At 60.2% G+C, this 15,821-nt stretch carries 16 protein-coding genes; 2 read left to right on the top strand and 14 right to left on the bottom strand.

Annotated elements, in window-relative coordinates:
• Positions 1–33: 33 nt before the first annotated feature.
• Genes BFL40_RS03895 through BFL40_RS03885 form a run of 3 tightly spaced genes read right to left on the bottom strand, consistent with a single transcriptional unit; the run spans position 34 to position 5,233 of the window.
• Positions 34–3,087: an efflux RND transporter permease subunit gene (locus BFL40_RS03895; protein WP_071482529.1), complete on the bottom strand. Its 3,054-nt coding sequence runs from the start codon at positions 3,085–3,087 to the stop codon at positions 34–36.
• Positions 3,084–4,154 carry an efflux RND transporter periplasmic adaptor subunit gene (locus BFL40_RS03890; protein WP_071482528.1) on the bottom strand — a complete coding sequence of 357 codons (1,071 nt, stop codon included), beginning with the start codon at positions 4,152–4,154 and terminating at the stop codon, positions 3,084–3,086. The genes BFL40_RS03895 and BFL40_RS03890 overlap by 4 nt, the downstream gene beginning before the upstream one ends.
• On the bottom strand, positions 4,151–5,233 hold the full coding sequence (locus BFL40_RS03885) for an efflux RND transporter periplasmic adaptor subunit (protein ID WP_071482527.1): 1,083 nt from the start codon (positions 5,231–5,233) through the stop codon (positions 4,151–4,153). The genes BFL40_RS03890 and BFL40_RS03885 overlap by 4 nt, the downstream gene beginning before the upstream one ends.
• A 120-nt stretch (positions 5,234–5,353) precedes the next feature.
• On the opposite strand from BFL40_RS03885, the gene BFL40_RS03880 reads away from it, so the two are divergent.
• On the top strand, positions 5,354–6,514 hold the full coding sequence (locus BFL40_RS03880; RefSeq protein ID WP_071482726.1) for an AAA family ATPase: 1,161 nt from the start codon (positions 5,354–5,356) through the stop codon (positions 6,512–6,514).
• A gap of 99 nt (positions 6,515–6,613) precedes the next feature.
• Here BFL40_RS03880 and BFL40_RS03875 read toward each other — a convergent pair whose 3' ends face one another.
• Genes BFL40_RS03875 through BFL40_RS03860 form a run of 4 tightly spaced genes read right to left on the bottom strand, consistent with a single transcriptional unit; the run spans position 6,614 to position 9,549 of the window.
• Positions 6,614–7,474, bottom strand: a complete 861-nt coding sequence (locus tag BFL40_RS03875) for a transporter substrate-binding domain-containing protein (RefSeq protein ID WP_071482526.1) — start codon at positions 7,472–7,474, stop codon at positions 6,614–6,616.
• Positions 7,471–8,247: an amino acid ABC transporter ATP-binding protein gene (locus tag BFL40_RS03870; protein ID WP_071482525.1), complete on the bottom strand. Its 777-nt coding sequence runs from the start codon at positions 8,245–8,247 to the stop codon at positions 7,471–7,473. Before BFL40_RS03870 ends, BFL40_RS03875 begins: the two co-directional genes overlap by 4 nt.
• Positions 8,244–8,903: an amino acid ABC transporter permease gene (locus BFL40_RS03865; RefSeq protein ID WP_071482524.1), complete on the bottom strand. Its 660-nt coding sequence runs from the start codon at positions 8,901–8,903 to the stop codon at positions 8,244–8,246. Before BFL40_RS03865 ends, BFL40_RS03870 begins: the two co-directional genes overlap by 4 nt.
• Entirely contained in the window at positions 8,884–9,549 is a 666-nt protein-coding gene (locus BFL40_RS03860; protein ID WP_071482523.1) for an amino acid ABC transporter permease, read from the bottom strand. Before BFL40_RS03860 ends, BFL40_RS03865 begins: the two co-directional genes overlap by 20 nt.
• A 209-nt stretch (positions 9,550–9,758) precedes the next feature.
• On the opposite strand from BFL40_RS03860, the gene BFL40_RS34255 reads away from it, so the two are divergent.
• On the top strand, positions 9,759–9,890 hold the full coding sequence (locus BFL40_RS34255) for a hypothetical protein (RefSeq protein WP_256254324.1): 132 nt from the start codon (positions 9,759–9,761) through the stop codon (positions 9,888–9,890).
• A 133-nt stretch (positions 9,891–10,023) separates the two neighbouring features.
• Here the strand turns inward: BFL40_RS34255 and BFL40_RS03855 are convergent, their stop codons facing one another.
• From BFL40_RS03855 to BFL40_RS03825, 7 genes are all read right to left on the bottom strand, one after another.
• Positions 10,024–10,806 (bottom strand): MetQ/NlpA family ABC transporter substrate-binding protein, encoded by a 783-nt coding sequence (locus BFL40_RS03855; protein WP_071482522.1) that lies wholly within the window; start codon positions 10,804–10,806, stop codon positions 10,024–10,026.
• Positions 10,807–10,933: 127 nt separating this feature from the next.
• Positions 10,934–11,860 carry a sigma 54-interacting transcriptional regulator gene (locus tag BFL40_RS03850; RefSeq protein WP_071482521.1) on the bottom strand — a complete coding sequence of 309 codons (927 nt, stop codon included), beginning with the start codon at positions 11,858–11,860 and terminating at the stop codon, positions 10,934–10,936.
• A gap of 49 nt (positions 11,861–11,909) precedes the next feature.
• Positions 11,910–12,491, bottom strand: a complete 582-nt coding sequence (locus BFL40_RS03845) for an alpha/beta hydrolase (RefSeq protein ID WP_071482520.1) — start codon at positions 12,489–12,491, stop codon at positions 11,910–11,912.
• Between the two features lie 230 nt (positions 12,492–12,721).
• The gene (locus tag BFL40_RS03840) at positions 12,722–13,123 is read right to left on the bottom strand and encodes an ExbD/TolR family protein (protein WP_060755558.1); all 402 of its coding nucleotides are present in this window, start codon (positions 13,121–13,123) and stop codon (positions 12,722–12,724) included.
• A 1-nt stretch (position 13,124) separates the two neighbouring features.
• Positions 13,125–13,847 (bottom strand): MotA/TolQ/ExbB proton channel family protein, encoded by a 723-nt coding sequence (locus BFL40_RS03835; RefSeq protein WP_139213569.1) that lies wholly within the window; start codon positions 13,845–13,847, stop codon positions 13,125–13,127.
• Between the two features lie 51 nt (positions 13,848–13,898).
• Positions 13,899–14,711, bottom strand: coding sequence for an energy transducer TonB (locus tag BFL40_RS03830; protein WP_071482518.1), 813 nt, complete (start codon positions 14,709–14,711; stop codon positions 13,899–13,901).
• A 240-nt stretch (positions 14,712–14,951) separates the two neighbouring features.
• The gene (locus BFL40_RS03825) at positions 14,952–15,803 is read right to left on the bottom strand and encodes a LysR family transcriptional regulator (protein WP_071482517.1); all 852 of its coding nucleotides are present in this window, start codon (positions 15,801–15,803) and stop codon (positions 14,952–14,954) included.
• Between the last annotated feature and the right edge of the window lie 18 nt (positions 15,804–15,821).

Below are 15,821 nucleotides of genomic sequence, written 5' to 3'. Positions count from 1 at the left end.
CCTTCCCACATCCTTGCAGGAAGGCTTAACAGGTCAAACCTCTTGTTTTTTCGGCTCGCGAATCTTGTACCAGGCCACATACAGCGCCGGCAGGAACAGCAGCGTCAGCAAGGTCGCGATGATGATCCCGCCAATCATCGCGTAAGCCATCGGCCCCCAGAACACTTCACGGGCGATGGGGATCATGCCCAGGCTGGCTGCGGCTGCGGTGAGCAGGATCGGCCGGCGCCGATGCTCGGTGGCTTCCACCACGGCATCCCACGGCGTGTAACCCGCCAGCTCAAATTCATGGATCTGCGTCACCAGAATCACCGAGTTGCGGATGATGATGCCGATCAGCGCCAGAATACCCAGGATCGCCACAAAGCCCATGGGCGTACCCGTCGGGATCAGCGCCAGCACCACGCCGATGAGTCCCAACGGCGCGACACTCGCCACCAGGAACATTTTCTGCACGCTGTGCAGTTGAATCATCAGGAACGTGGCCATCAGAAACAGCATCAGCGGCACCACCTTGGCGATAGGCCCCTGGGCCTTGCCGCTTTCTTCCACGGTACCGCCAGTGGCGACCTTGTAGCCCACCGGCAGGCCCTCGCTGAATTTCTCAATGGTCGGCGCCAGCTGTTTCACCAAGTCGGTGGGCTGCATCTCATCGCGCACCGAGGCCTTGATGGTGATGGTCGGTTTGCGGTCACGGCGCCACACCAGCGGCTGCTCCAATTCATAGCGCACGGTGGCAAAAGCCAGCAGCGGAATCGAGGTGCCGTTGGGCGTGACGATCTGCAGGTTCTGCAAGGTTTCCGGCGTACCACGCTCGGCATCTTCGGCACGGCCGACCACGTTGATCAGGTAAATATCGTCGTGCACCTGGGTCACCGAAGCGCCGCTGACCACGCTGTTCATCAGTTGCGCCACGTCTTCCGATGACAGCCCCAGTTGCCGCGCCTTGTCCTGGGCAATGTCGACCCGCAGCACTTTGCCCGGCTCGTTCCAGTCGTAGATGATCTCGCCCATGTGGGTGTTCTGATCGAGCAGGGTCGCCAGTTCGATGGCGTGCTTGCGTACCTGGTCGATGTCTTTGCCGGAGACGCGATACTGAATCGGCCGCCCAACCGGTGGGCCCATTTCCAGCGGCTGCACAAAGCCACCAATGCCGACAAAATCATCGCGCAGGTGCTTTTGCAGACGCTCAATCAAGGCGCCGCGCTCTTTCAGGCCCTTACTCACAATGACCAGCTGCGCGTAGTAGGGGTTTTCCAGTTGCTGGTCGAGGGGCAGATAAAAACGAATCGCGCCCTGGCCGATGTAGGTACTCCAGCGCGCGATATCCGGGTCGTCCTTGATGATCGCTTCAAGTCGATCGACGACTTTGCGGGTTTCATTGATCGAAGCGTTTTGCGGCAGGTCGAGGTCGACCAGAATTTCCGGGCGGTCCGACGACGGGAAGAACTGGTTCTGCACAAACTGCATGGAGAACACCGACGCCACAAACAGCGCCACGGTGATGCCGATCGCCCACCAGCGGTTGCGCATGGCCCAGAGCATGCCGCCATTAAACACACGGCCAATGCGCCCAGGCTCGGCGTCATGCGGCTTCACGTTGGCGCTGAGGATATGCACGCCAATCACCGGCGCAAACAGCACCGCCACCACCCACGACACCAACATGGCCACGGCAATCACCGCGAACAGGGTGAACGTGTATTCGCCCGCCGAACTGGCGTTGAGGCCGATCGGCACGAAACCGGCCACGGTCACCAGCGTACCGGTGAGCATCGGGAACGCCGTAGAGGTGTAGGCGTAAGTGGCGGCCTGCTCCTTGGTTTCGCCTTTTTCCAGGCGCGTGATCATCATCTCCACCGTGATCATCGCATCGTCCACCAGCAAGCCGAGGGCGATGATCAGCGCGCCCAGCGACACGCGCTGCATGGTGATGCCGCTGTACTCCATAAACACAAACACCAGCGCCAGCACCAACGGGATCGAGCACGCCACCACCAACCCGGCGCGCATGCCGAGGCTGACAAAGCTCACCACCAGCACGATGATCACCGCTTCAAACAGCGCGCTGGTGAAGCCGCCGACGGCCTCCTCCACCACCTCCGCCTGGTCGGAAACCTTGTGCACGCCGACGCCCACCGGCAGGTCAGCCGTCAGCTCGTCCATGCGTTCGTGCAGAGCCTTGCCGAACGACTGGATATTGCCGCCCTTCTGCATGGCAATGGCCAGACCGATCGCCGGTTTACCGTTGAAGCGAAACAGCGGCCGCGCAGGATCGACGTAGCCACGGCTGATATCGGCGATATCTGCCAGCCGGTAGAAACGGTCATTGAGCCGCAGGTTGACGTTGGCCAGGTCCTTCTCCGAAGCGAACTGCCCCGAGGTGCGCACGGAAATCCGCTCCGGCCCGGCCTCGATCACCCCGGCCGGGGTCACGGCGTTTTGCGATTGCAGGCTTTGTACGACTTGGCGCTGATCAATGCCCAGTGCCGCGAGTTTGCGCGTGGAGAAGTTCAGGTAAATCACTTCGTCCTGCTGGCCGATCATCTCGACCTTGCCCAGCCCCGGCACCGAACGAATCTCGGCGCGCACCTGCTCTACATAGTCGCGCAGTTGGCGCATCGACAGGCCGTCACCGGTAAAGGCGTACACCGAGCCGAACACATCACCGAACTCATCGTTAAACGACGGCCCCTGCAACCCCTGGGGGAAGGTGCCGCGAATATCGTCGATCTTCTTGCGCACCTGGTACCAGATCTCGGGAATGTCCTTGGCGCTGGTGGTGTCCTTGAGGAACACAAACACCGTGGACTCACCCGGCCGGGTGTAGCTTTTCACGTAGTCGAGGGAGTCCAGCTCTTCGAGTTTTTTCTCGATGCGGTCGGTGACCTGCTTGAGGGTTTCTTCCTGGGTCGCGCCCGGCCAGCGGGTCTGAATCACCATGGTCTTGATGGTGAACGAGGGATCTTCCTCACGGCCCAGGTTCATGTACGAGAACACGCCCATCAGCAGCGCGACGAACATCAGGTACCAAACGAAGGACTGATGCTTGAGGGCCCAGTCGGATAAGTTGAAGCTCCCTTTCATCGCGGGCTGTCCTCGTCGATTTTGACTTTTTGCCCAGGTTTCAGGCTGTTCACGCCAGCGGTAACGATGCGCTCGCCGGGTTTGACGCCGCCGTTGAGAGAGGCACTGTCGGCGTCGCGGCTGATCAGCGTGACGTCGCGCGGTTGCACGGTTTGGCTTTGGGTGTCGAGGAGCCAGATGCGGGTCTTGCCGTCGACTTCCTGCAAGGCACTGAGGGGCACTTCGATGCGTGGCGCGATGGCCGTGCTCAAGGTCACGCTGATCGCCGTGCCAAGGCGAAACGCAGCAGGCGTTTCGGCCAGGGTCAGGCGGGCGCGGCGAGTGCGTGTGGCGCTTTGAGCCTGGGGCTCAATCTCGCGCACGATGGCGGTAGTGTTGACGCTCGGGTCGAGCTGCCCGGCAACCAGGAACACCACGTCCGGTGGCAGGCGTTCGGCCAGCCCGGCGGGCAGGTCGATCACCGCTTCCTTGATATCCGGGCGGGCCAGGGTCACCACTTGCTGACCGGCATTGACCACCTGGCCGGCCTCGGCGCTCCAAGCGGTGACGATGCCGGCGTGGTCGGTGCGCAGTTCGGCGTAATTGAGTTGGTCTTTAGCTTGGTTGACTGATGCTTGGGCTTGATCAAGGGAGGCTTGAGTGGTTTTCAGGTCAGTCTGGGCCACATCCAGTTGAGCTTGAGCGCCGACACCACGGTTGAACAACTCCTGCTGGCGACGGGCGTTGGCTTGGGCATTGATGAACTGCGCTTGCACGCGGGCAAGATCGCCTTGGGCGACACGCAGTTGGTTTTGTTGATCGGTGGGGTCGAGCACCGCGAGCAAGGCGCCCTTCTGCACCTCGGCACCCACATCCACGGCGCGGCGGGCGATGCGGCCGGGCACGCGAAAACCCAAGTTGCTTTCGTAGCGGGCCTGGATGGTACCGGCGAAGCGGCCAAGGTTTTCCTGGTCTTCGGCCTTCACTTCCATGGACAACACCGGGCGCACAGGTTCGGCTGGTGGTTCTTGCTTGGAGCAGGCCACCAGCAACAAGCTGGCGGCGAGTATGACCGTCAGGCGCTTCATGGCTGAACTCCTTGCTGGGCGATCTCGACGATCATCCCCGGATGGAGCAATTGCCCACCGGCCACCACGACTTTTTCGCCACCTTTAAGGCCATCGCTAATAATCACCTTGCCGGTGAGGTAGCGCGCCACAGTGACCTTGTGCAGTTGCGCCTGGCCATCGCCGTCAATCAGCCACACGGCGGGTTCGTTGAGGTCTTTGGTCAACGCCGACCACGGCAATTCGATGCTGGGCTTGGCCGGGCCATTGGCGGTGGCACTCACCACCGAACCCAGTTCCATGCCTTTGGGCAAGGCTTGCAGGGCGATTTTCACTTGTACGGTGCCGGTATTGGCGGCCACGGCGGGGGTGACTTCGCGGACTTTGCCCACGGCCTTGATGCTGGGGTTATCCAGCAGGCTGACGGTGATCGGCGCATCCGGCGGCGGCTCCACCAGCAGCGATTCATAGACATTGAACACCGCATCGCGCTCGCCATCGCGGGCCAGGCTGAAAATCGGCACGGTGGCCTGCACTACCTGGCCGACTTCGGCCTGGCGCGCGGTAATCACGCCAGGCGCCTCGGCGATCAGCGAGGTATAGCCGAGTTGTTCGCGGGCATTGGCCAACTGGGCCTGGGCGGCAGTCAGCGCGCTTTGGCTACTGCGTAGCGCGGCCTGGGCGGCGTCGTATTCGCTGCGGCTGGTGTAGCCCTTGGGCAGCAGTTTTTCCTGGCGCACAAACGCGGCAGCCGTCTGCTTGACCCGCGCCTGCTCGGCCACGACCTGAGCCTGGGCGGAATCGACGTTGGTCTGCAAATCCTTGGGATCGAGCTTGGCCAGCACTTGCTTGGCGCTCACCCGGTCACCCACATCCACCATGCGTTGGATGATCTTGCCACCCACGCGGAAGGATAAATCGGTTTGCACACGAGCCTGGATGTCCCCCGTCAGGGTGACCGCCGCGGCAAAATCCGTCGATTGCACGGTCTGCACAAACACCCGTGAATGTTCTTTGGGTTCGGCCTTTTTCTCACCACAGCCGCTCAGTAGCGTCAGTAGGCCAAGTCCGAAGATAAGTGTGAAAGTACGACCGCCCATGCAGGCTCCTTTTGCGTGACGCGATGTGCCAGAGTGTATGCGATTGTGAGCTTAGATCAGGGTTCCTTATCTGCATGGAGGATCCCATACTCCAAAGGTTCCCACGCTGACTAAATGCCCATGCTCAAGACCCTCGCGGTAGCCAACTACCGCTCGATCAATAAATTAGTGGTGCCCCTGGACCGACTGAACCTGGTCACCGGCCCCAATGGCAGCGGCAAGTCCAACTTGTACCGCGCCTTGCGCCTGCTGGCGGAAACCGCCCAGGGCGGGGTGATCAATGCGCTGGCGCGTGAAGGCGGGCTGGATTCTACGTTCTGGGCCGGGCCGGAAACCATCAACCAACGCATGCCCAATGGTGAAGTGGCGGTACGGGCGGCGGTTCCACAGCCCAATAAACGCTTGCGACTGGGGTTCGCCGGCGAAGATTTCAGCTACGCCATCTCCTTGGGCTTGCCGCCAAAAGCTATGTCCGCTTTTATCCTGGACCCGGAGATCAAAAAAGAATGCATCTGGGCCGGCCACCTGTACCGACCGGCCAGCCTGCTGGTGCAGCGCTCAGGCCCAATGATCCGCGCCCGCGACGGTCGCGCCTGGGATGTTTTGGCCCAACACACGCCGGAGTACAGCAGCCTGTTCGACCAGGTCGGCAGTTTACGCGGTTCGCCGGAAGTGCTGGTGCTGCGGGAAAGCATTCGTCGCTGGCGCTTCTATGATCACTTTCGCAGCGACGCCGATGCACCCGTACGCCAACCGCAGTTGGGCACGCGCACGCCGGTGCTGCATCACGATGGGCGTGACCTGGCGGCGGCGTTGCAGACCATCCGCGAAATTGGCGATCCCGAGGCCTTGCAACGGGCGGTAAGCGATGCGTTTCCGGGGGCGCGCCTGGAAATCCAGCCGTTGCAGGGTGCGCGCTTTGCCATTGAGTTTTATCAGGAAGGTTTGCTGCGGCCGTTATCAGCGGCGGAGTTATCGGACGGCACCTTGCGTTACCTGCTGCTGATCGCGGCACTGCTGACGCCGAGGCCACCGACGATGATGGTGCTGAACGAACCGGAGACCAGCTTGCATCCGGATTTGCTGCCTGCGTTGGCGCGCTTGATTATTCAGGTGTCCCAACACTGTCAGGTGTGGGTGGTGTCCCACGCCAGTCGGTTGATTGCGGCGTTGCAACAGGATGAAGGGTGTAATTCGATTGTGTTGGAGAAGGTGCTGGGGCAGACCCAGATTGTTGGGCAGGGGATTTTGGATGCGCCGGCTTGGCAATGGCCCGAATAGGTGTTGCCTGTACCGGCCTCATCGCAGGCAAGCCAGCTCCCACATTTGAATGTATTCACACATCAAACTGTGGGAGCTGGCTTGCCTGCGATAGCTATATCAGCCCTGCCACTTACCGCCCTCAACAATCACACTCTCAGGCTTGGTGTCATCGCTCAGCTCTTTACGCACGTACTGGTCGTAAAGCTTGAGCAAAAACTTCTCCTCACCCAGCTTCGCCAACTCGGCATTCACCCAGTCGCGCAGTTCGATATTGCCCTTCTTCACCGCCGGAGCAATCGGCGCTTCATCACCGAGTTTCTGATCCAGCACGCGGTAGCCCGGGTTCTGCTTGGCCCAGCTGAACAGCACCAGGTTGTCTTGCGCGTAAGCATCACCACGGCCAGCGGACAACGCTTGCAACGACTCGGAGTTTTTCTCGAACTTGAGCAGTTTCCAATCCGGGTGGTTCTTGGTCAGCCAGATATCGGCGGTGGTGCCGGTGGTCACGATGGTGGTGCGGGTGGCCAAGTCATCCAGGCTTTTCACCGCGCTGTCCTTCGGCACCAAAGCCTGTACCGCAACTTTCAGGTTGGGGTTGGTGAAGTCCACCGCTTCTTTGCGCTCAGGCGTCACGGTCATGTTGGCGAGGATCAGGTCGACCTTGTCGCTTTGCAGGAACGGAATACGGCTGGCCGGTTCCACGGCAACGAACTCAACCTTGTTTTCATCACCCAGCAAGTCCTTGGCAAATTGGCGGCCGATGTCGGTATCAAAGCCAACATAACGACCCGCTTCGTTCACAAAGCCGAACGGCGGTTTGTCGGTAAACACGCCGACGATCAGCTTGTCGCGCGCCTTGATTTTGTCGATGTAGCTCGCCGCAGCAGCAACTGGTTTTGCGGGCTCTTCGGCCTTTTTATTGCAGCCAGCCAGCAATGCGAGGGCAAACAATGGGAATAACAACTTGGCAGTTTTCATATCAGCTCCAGTTCCTTGGTTTTCTTGGGCAGTGTTGAAACAAAGGAGAACTTCTCCAGGAACTGCTGCGCGCGTGCGGTTTGCGGGTTCGTAAAGAATTCTTCGGGGGTGTTTTGTTCGAGGATGCGACCGGCCTCCATAAACACCACGCGGTCGGCGACCGCGCGGGCGAAGGCCATTTCGTGGGTGACGATCAGCAAGGTCATGCCATCGCGCGCCAAGCCCTGGATCACTTCCAGCACCTCCTTGACCATTTCCGGGTCGAGGGCGGCGGTGACTTCATCAAACAGCATCACCTGGGGGTTCATGCACAGCGAGCGGACGATAGCGATGCGCTGCTGCTGGCCGCCGGAGAGCTGACGCGGGAAGGCGTCGCGCTTGTCGGCAAGGCCTACGCGCTCCAGCAATTTTTCTGCCTGGTCGCGGGCTTCGCGCGGGTCGCGCTTTTGCACTTTCAGCGGGCCGAGCAGGATGTTGTCGAGCACGCTCATGTGCGGGAACAGGTGGTAGCTCTGGAACACCATGCCGATGTCCTGGCGCACTTGGCGCCAGTCGGTGGCCTTGTTCAACAACTCTTTACCGGCGAAGCGCAGGCTGCCGCTGTGGGCCACTTCCAAACCGTTGAGGCAGCGCAACAAGGTGCTTTTGCCGCAACCGCTGGGGCCGAGGATCACCACCACTTCGCCGCTTTGCACACTCAGGTCGATGCCCTTGAGCACCTGCTGTTCGCCGAAAAATTTATTGAAACCCTGGAACTCGATCAATCCACTCATGCTTGGGCCCAGCGCCGTTCCAGCACCTTGGAGGCGGCCGACAACGGGTAGCAAATAAAGAAGAAAAACAGGAATAGCACGCCGTAGATCAGTACCGACTCATAGGTGCGTTCGATGATTTGCTGGCCGACCTTGATCACGTCCACCACGCCGATCAGCACCGCCAGCGAGCTGGTCTTGATGATCCGCGTGTAGACGTTGATGGTCGGTGGCGTCATGCGTTTCAGCGCCTGGGGCAGCAGCACGTAGCCGTACAACTGCGGGTCGGACAGGCCAATCGACAACCCAGCCTCACGCTGGCCTCGCGGCAGCGAATGCAACGCACCGCGCACCACTTCGCCCACCTCGCTAGCGCCCCACAACGACAGCACCAGCACTGCGCACCAGAAGCTCGGGATGCTCAACCCGAAGAAAATCGGCAGGCCGAAAAACAGCAGGTACAACCACACCAGCACCGGAATCGCCCGGAACAGCTCCAGGTAAATCCGCAGCACCAGGTTGATCGCCTTGTTATTCAAGGTGCGCAGCACGCCATACAACACGCCGCCAACGGTGCTGAAGGCGATGCTCAAAAAAGAAATCGACAGGGTTTGCGCAGCGCCCTTGCCCAACTGCGGCAACGACACCCACAACAACTCAAGACCCGAACTGGCCATGCTGGAGCCTCCTTTCCAGGCGGCTGAGCAGCAGCGACAGCGGCAAAAACAGCAGCACGCAAATCAACGTCAGCACGGCGAGCATTTCGTAGGTCTTGTAGTAGAGGGCGATGTAGCTCTTGATGGTGTAGAGAATCTCCGGCACCGCCACGGCGGAGACCACGGTGGTCTCCTTGAGCAGGAAGATGAAATTGGCGAACAGCGCAGGCAGGCTGAGGATGCCGGCCTGGGGCAGGATCACGTGGCGCAACAACTGCCAGTCAGACAAGCCGATGGATTTGCCCGACTCGATCTGCGCCAACGGCACCGCTTCCACACCGGCGCGCAGCACCTCGGTGAGGTAGGCGCCACCCAGAAAGGTCATGGTGATGATAGCCGCCCAGAACCCAGAGATATTGAAACCCAGGGCCGGCAAGGCGAAGTACACGAAGAACAGTTGGATCAGCAGCGGCGTGTTACGCGCCAGCTCCACATACAACGCCACCAGGCGCGACAGGTACGGCGTGCGAAACACCAGCAGCGCCGCGTTGATCAGCGCCACCAGCAACGAGGTGGCAATGGCGATCAGGCCCACTTGCAGCGTCACCCCCACGGCCTTGAGAAACGCCGGCAAGGTGCTGAGGATAAATGCGAAATCGAAGGTCATTTGCAGTCCATATCGCCGCAAGGGTAATGCAGCGAGCGCAGTTCAATCCGGCGTGGGTAACGCCGGGTAGCGCGAACTTTAAAGGTATAAAAAGTAAAATTTAAATACCCAAATAGCATATTGATATCACCCAAAAAGATAACCCCCGGATTCGCGGGTTTGCTGGGTGACGGCTATGGTAGGGGGTCAATGATTCGAGGGAACGAATGATGAACGAAGCGAAACCGATTGATCCGCAGGAGCTGGTGAAGTGGTTGGTGGCGTTGAGCAGAGCCATTCACCCTGATCGTTCCCACGCTCTGCGTGGGAATGCAGCTCAGGACGCTCTGCGTCCGCTCTAACGTCGTGACGCGGAGCGTCACAGGAGGCATTCCCACGCAGAGCGTGGGAATGATCATTTCAGGGCGGCCATAAAAAACGCCGACGCTATAAAAGCCGTCGGCGTTCAAACCTTGAAGGGGGTTTGGGGTTACATCAGAACGCAGGCACTACAGCGCCGTTGTACTTCTTGTCGATGAAGGCTTTGACTTCCGGGCTGGTCAGGGCTTTGGCCAGTTTCTGGATAGCGTCGCTGTCCTTGTTGTCTGGGCGGGCGACCAGGAAGTTCACGTATGGCGACTTCGAGTCTTCAATGATCAGTGCGTCTTTGGCTGGGTTCAGGCCAGCTTCCAAGGCGTAGTTGGTGTTGATCAAGTCCAGGTCAACCTGGTCCAGCACGCGTGGCAGCAGGGCCGATTCCAGCTCTTTGAATTTCAGGTGTTTCGGGTTGCTGGCGATGTCTTTCGGCGTGGCCAGGGCATTGGTCGGGTCTTTCAGGGTGATCACACCAGCCTTCTGCAACAGCAACAGAGCGCGGCCGCTGTTGGAGCCTTCGTTCGGGATGGCAACGGTGGCGCCATCTTTGAGCTCAGAAATATTTTTGATCTTTTTCGAGTAACCGCCGAACGGTTCAACGTGCACGCCGACCACGGTGACCAGGTTGGTGCCCTTACCCTTGTTGAAGTTTTGCAGGTACGGCAGGGTCTGGAAGTAGTTGGCGTCCAGGCGCTTCTCGGCCACTTGCACGTTTGGCTGTACATAGTCGGTGAAGACTTTGATTTCCAGGTCCACGCCTTCTTTGGCCAGGGTCGGCTTGATCAGCTCAAGGATCTCGGCGTGCGGAATTGGGGTCGCGGCTACGACCAGTTTCTCGTTGGCTTGCGCAAAGCTTGCAGTCAGGGCAGCCGCCAGTGCGGTAAACAACAGAACCTTTTTCATGCAGTGTCCTTATCGGAATTCCGGGGGCGTCTCTGACGACCATTTTTATGAGGTGTGCCAGCGAAGTGCTATCGCGGCGTGGGAGTGACAATACCTAGATTTTTTATTCCCGAACAATATCTTTTATTCACGTTGATATTCCATTTTGTTCATACAGAAATTTACGCAATATGTCCTGCTCCGCAGGGCTGGCGCTCTCGAAAATCCGCTGCACTTGCTCCAGCGGCGAACCCGCCACCGGCAAATTCAGATGCTCGGGCAAAATCTCATCGCCGCTGCTGACCAGTAACGCAAAGTGAATAACGTTTTCCAGCTCGCGGGTATTGCCCGGCCAACTGTGGTGTTCCAGCACGTGCTGGGCGGCATCGCTGATCAGCGGCACCGGCAGGTCCAGACGCTGGCTGTAGATGCCAAGAAAATATTCAGCCAGGGATAGGATGTCGCCGACACGCTCGCGCAGCGCAGGCAGGTCCAGTTGACCTTCGCTCAAGTAGTGGAACAAACGCTCATGAAACTTGCCTGCCGCCACGGCCTGAGCCAAGTCGATGCTGGTCGCCGCGACCAGGCGCACGTCCACCGGGCTTGGCTGATGGGCACCGACGCGGGTGACTTCGTGGTTCTCTAGGGCCGCGAGCAATTTGACCTGGATCGGCAACGGCAAATCGCCGATCTCATCCAGGTACAAGGTGCCGCCGTTGGCCGAACCAAACCACCCCGCCCGGCTGCTGGCCGCACCACTGTGACTACCTGCGGCATAGCCGAACAACTCCGCATCGGCGTAAGTGGGGCTGATCGCACCACAATTGACCGAGACAAACAGCCCGGTACGATCGCTGCCACGGTGGATATGCCGCGCCAGCAACTCTTTACCGCTGCCGGTCTCGCCACGAATCAGCACGGGCAAGGCACGCGGTGCGAGGCTTTCCAGGTCTTCGCGCAGTTGGCGCGAACGCGGGTCGACGAATACCAGCGCCTTGGCGCGGATGCTCAACGGGCTTTTTTCGGCGTCGGGGAAGGTCAGCAGTGGCTGACCGTAGGTTTCATGCAGACTCATGGCAGGCTCCCGCCCCAAATCCACTCAGGGACGGGGCGTTGAAAAATTTTTAGGCACTGCGCCGAGCATGATGCTCGAGGCGGTTTTGCAGGCGATAGAGGTAAGCGAAGCCCTGCTCCCAGCGCTGGTGACCGGACTTCACATTGATATGGCCGGCACCGGACAAAATGCCGGCTTCGGCGCCCCAGTAACGCGCCAATTCCAGGGCCCGGGGGGCGCTGACGGCGCTGTCGTTGTCGGAACTGACGACCTGGCTGGGAAACGGCAACAGATGGGTCGGAATCGGCGCAAAGTTACGTAAGGCCGGTGAGCAGGCAGGGCGTTCGACATCCGCCGGGGCCACCAGCAAGGCGCCGCGTACTTGACGCAAAAACTGCACGGGAGCGGTGGCAGCCCAATGGGCAACGGTGATGCAGCCCAGGCTGTGGGCGATCAGGATAACGGGAGTACTGTCGGCGGCGATGGCCTCGGCCAGCGCGGCCACCCAGTCTTCGCGGCGCGGGGTCAGCCAATCGGCCTGCTCCACGCGCGCACTGTTGGGCAGGCTGTTCTGCCAATGACTTTGCCAATGATCTTCTGGCGATCCTTGCCAGCCCGGCACGATCAGATAACGAATCGACTCGCTGTGCATGGGTGTGCCCTCCTGCAGCGTTTAACGTTGCTGAACAGTATAGGGACGCGGTTTATATTCGTTAAGGAATAAGAAGCTATTTATTAATAACCAAAAACTCAAAAACACCCAGAATCAAAAATGTGAGCGCTGGCTTCACATTGTGGATCGCGGCGTTTGTTAAATCGCAGGCAAAAAAAAGGCCGCACCCTGCCAAGGAGACGGCCAAAAAATTGTCGAGGCATTTGAAACTAACGTGCAGTAATCACCGACAGCTTGGTAATCCCCGCGCGCTCGATAGACGCCATGGCTCGCGCCACTTCGCCGTAGTTCACTCCATCATCGGCCTGCAGTTGCACCCGCACATCGGGGTCCTTGGCCTTGGCCGCCTGCAGGTTGAATTCCAGCAAGTCCGGCTGGATTTCGTCCTTGTTGATAAACAGTTTGCCGGCGCCATCGATGCTTACCACCAGCGGGTCCTTCTGCTCCACCGGGGCCACAGCCTGGGTCTTGGGCAGGTTGATTGGAATCGCGTTGGTCAGCAGCGGCGCGGTGACGATAAACACCACCAGCAGTACCAGCATCACGTCCACCAACGGTGTGACGTTGATTTCGCTCAGCACCTCATCGCTGTCTTGCGTGGAGAAGGCCATCTCAGGACGCCTCCTTCACTTTTTGCGGGTTGCCGGCAGCGGTTTTGTTCAGCGTCGGGTGCAGCAGTACTCGGAAAGAGTTCTTCTGCGCCAGGCTGTAGAAGTCGTGGGCAAAGTCGTCCAGGTCGGCAGCCGTCAGCTTCAGGCGACGCAGGAAGTAGTTGTAAACCAGCACCGCAGGCACCGCGACGGCGATACCCACGCCGGTGGCGACCAGTGCCGCACCAATCGGGCCGGCCACGGTTTCCAGGCTGGCGGAACCGGCCGCGCTGATCCCCTTCAGCGCTTCCATGATCCCCCACACGGTGCCGAACAGGCCGATAAACGGCGAGGTGCTGCCGATACTGGCGACCACGGCCAAACCGGTTTCCAGGGAGCGACGCTCACGTACGATCTGCTGGCGCAGGGCGCGTTCGAGACGGTCCTGGTGATTAATCGCCTGACTCAAGTCCGCAGCGTGCGGCGCATCGCCCACCTGGATCGCGGCATAACCGGCCTGGGCCACCCGTGCCGCAGCGCCGGGCTGGGTTTCAGCCAGTTCGGCGGCAGAGTCGAGACTCGACGCCGCCCAGAACTGTTTGTGGAATTTGCGATCCTGCGCCTTGAGGCGACCGAACTGCACGCCCTTCAATAAAGCCAGGCCCCAAGTGGCGACCGAAAAGACCACCAGCAGCCAGATCACCGCGCTTTCGATGGATTCAAGTGGAGATGCTAATGCCATGATGTTTTCCCTCTGTGCAGGTCGCGGCGTGTCCAACACACCGCAGCCGAATAGTTAGTGAATCTTGAAATCGATCGGTACGCTGACCCAGCCGTCCTGCGCCACTTCGCCCTGCTTGGCCGGCACGAAGCTCCAACGCTTCACGGCGGTCAGTGCGGCGTCGTCGAGTTGCTGGCGACCGCTGCTTTTCTGAATCTGGATCTCACCCGGCTTGCCGCTGGCCAGTACATGCACCCGCAACAACACCGTGCCTTCCCAACCCCGGCGCTGGGCCAGTGACGGGTATTCGGGCGCCGGATTTTTCAAGTAAGCGGCGTTGGCCGAAGCCGGTGTAACCGGCGCTGGCGACGGCGGAGCTGGCGGTGCAGGTGGCGCTGGAGTCGGTGGTGCGGGCGGCTGCTCGACCGGTTTCGGTGCGGGCTTGGGCTCAGGCTTCGGCACGGGCTTTGGTTTGGGTTTTGGAATCGGTTTAGGCGGCGCCGGTTTGGCGGCCAACTCATCCACGACCGGTGGTGGTGGCTCGACCACAGGCGGCGGTGGTGGTGGCGGCACAGGCGGTGGCGGTTCAACCACCGGCGGCGCCGGCTGAGAAAATTCGATGGTCATCGGCGGAATTTCCGGCGGCACAATCGGCAGCACCGGGGTGGGCTTCTGGCTCACCCAATAGATCACCGCACCGTGCAGGGCCAGCACCAGCAACCCCAGCAGAATCCCTTCGCGACGACTCGAGAAGCGCTTCGGGGCTTGCTGCAAACGCTGTTGCCCCAACGGCGCGCGGTGCGGCCGGCCAAGGTCGACCAACTCACCACTCGGTGCCTGGCGCCACTGCGCCTCTTGTGCACTGGCGGCGGTCTGGACATTGCCCATTGATTCACTCCCTACGGTTTTGAAACAAAAAAACCGACAGGCCTGCGTGGGAGGCCGTCGAGGGCTGAATCATCGGGGCCAGACGCTTATCTCTTAAAGTAATCTTTAAAGTTATACATAGACCTAAATTGAATAAACGAAACATCCAGAAACGTCAAAGCCACGTCCTGCGTGGCCTAGAGCAAAGGCGCTGTTTTTCAATGCTTTTAAGGCATACAAAATATTCCGCAAAGGCATGGATCAGCGTGGGCTGTTTGCGCATAAATTGAGCAATTGGTCCTGCAACGCCTGCCCCGCCGCACCCAAGCCACTGCGGCCATACAACGCCAGCCGTACGCCCTGTATCGCCGGCAAACCACTGTCTTCGCCCAGCACCACATGCCCGACCTGCACCACCCGTTGCGGCAACAAGCTGATGCCTAACCCCGCCGCCACCGCCGAACACACGCTGGCCAGGCTGGCGCTGGAATAGCCGATGCGCCAACGCCAGCCGCCCACTTCCAGGTGATGGAGCATTTCATTGCGATACAAGCCGCCCACCGGAAACGCCACCAATGGCAGCGGGTCACGGCTAAGGGACGGCGTGCTACGGCTGTCTACCCAACACAACGGTTCCGGCCACGAGGCCACGCAGTCGTCGCTGTCACCCATCTGCTTGACCAGCAGCACGTCGAACTCGCCGCCACGGTACTGGCGCTGCAATTCAGGGCCGAGGCCACTGGTGACTTCCAGGCGTACCCGTGGGTAAGCCACGACAAACGCCGACAGCAACGGCATCAGTCGTTCGGCGGCAAAATCCTCCGGCACGCCGAGGCGCAACACGCCGTCGCTTTGCTGGTTGATCAACACGTCGGCGGCCTCTTCATGCAATGCGAGGATGCGCCGTGCATAGGCCAGCAAGCGTTCACCTTCTGCGGTGGCCACCACACGGCGCTGATCGCGATCCAGCAACTGGCACGCCACCACCTCTTCCAGGCGGCGGATCTGTTGGCTCACGGTGGATTGGGTCAAGTGCAGGCGCTCGGCGGCGCGGGTGAAATTGCCGCAGTCCACTACGGCGACAAAACTGCGCAACAGCACGGGATCGAACATGGGCGTCACCATTCTGTT

The organism is Pseudomonas costantinii (genome assembly GCF_001870435.1).
Lineage (GTDB): Bacteria > Pseudomonadota > Gammaproteobacteria > Pseudomonadales > Pseudomonadaceae > Aquipseudomonas > Aquipseudomonas costantinii.
The sequence above is the reverse complement of the archived record's forward strand: the minus strand, read 5'-3'. Positions and strand labels throughout refer to the sequence as shown.

Excerpts from the sequence above, each read along its gene's own strand:
- BFL40_RS03895 (WP_071482529.1), bottom strand. The coding sequence starts at position 3,087 with ATGAAAGGGAGCTTCAACTTATCCGACTGGGCCCTCAAGCATCAGTCC.
- BFL40_RS03890 (WP_071482528.1), bottom strand. The coding sequence starts at position 4,154 with ATGAAGCGCCTGACGGTCATACTCGCCGCCAGCTTGTTGCTGGTGGCC.
- BFL40_RS03885 (WP_071482527.1), bottom strand. The coding sequence starts at position 5,233 with ATGGGCGGTCGTACTTTCACACTTATCTTCGGACTTGGCCTACTGACG.
- BFL40_RS03880 (WP_071482726.1), top strand. The coding sequence starts at position 5,354 with ATGCTCAAGACCCTCGCGGTAGCCAACTACCGCTCGATCAATAAATTA.
- BFL40_RS03875 (WP_071482526.1), bottom strand. The coding sequence starts at position 7,474 with ATGAAAACTGCCAAGTTGTTATTCCCATTGTTTGCCCTCGCATTGCTG.
- BFL40_RS03870 (WP_071482525.1), bottom strand. The coding sequence starts at position 8,247 with ATGAGTGGATTGATCGAGTTCCAGGGTTTCAATAAATTTTTCGGCGAA.
- BFL40_RS03865 (WP_071482524.1), bottom strand. The coding sequence starts at position 8,903 with ATGGCCAGTTCGGGTCTTGAGTTGTTGTGGGTGTCGTTGCCGCAGTTG.
- BFL40_RS03860 (WP_071482523.1), bottom strand. The coding sequence starts at position 9,549 with ATGACCTTCGATTTCGCATTTATCCTCAGCACCTTGCCGGCGTTTCTC.
- BFL40_RS34255 (WP_256254324.1), top strand. The coding sequence starts at position 9,759 with ATGAACGAAGCGAAACCGATTGATCCGCAGGAGCTGGTGAAGTGGTTG.
- BFL40_RS03855 (WP_071482522.1), bottom strand. The coding sequence starts at position 10,806 with ATGAAAAAGGTTCTGTTGTTTACCGCACTGGCGGCTGCCCTGACTGCA.
- BFL40_RS03850 (WP_071482521.1), bottom strand. The coding sequence starts at position 11,860 with ATGAGTCTGCATGAAACCTACGGTCAGCCACTGCTGACCTTCCCCGAC.
- BFL40_RS03845 (WP_071482520.1), bottom strand. The coding sequence starts at position 12,491 with ATGCACAGCGAGTCGATTCGTTATCTGATCGTGCCGGGCTGGCAAGGA.
- BFL40_RS03840 (WP_060755558.1), bottom strand. The coding sequence starts at position 13,123 with ATGGCCTTCTCCACGCAAGACAGCGATGAGGTGCTGAGCGAAATCAAC.
- BFL40_RS03830 (WP_071482518.1), bottom strand. The coding sequence starts at position 14,711 with ATGGGCAATGTCCAGACCGCCGCCAGTGCACAAGAGGCGCAGTGGCGC.
- BFL40_RS03825 (WP_071482517.1), bottom strand. The coding sequence starts at position 15,803 with ATGTTCGATCCCGTGCTGTTGCGCAGTTTTGTCGCCGTAGTGGACTGC.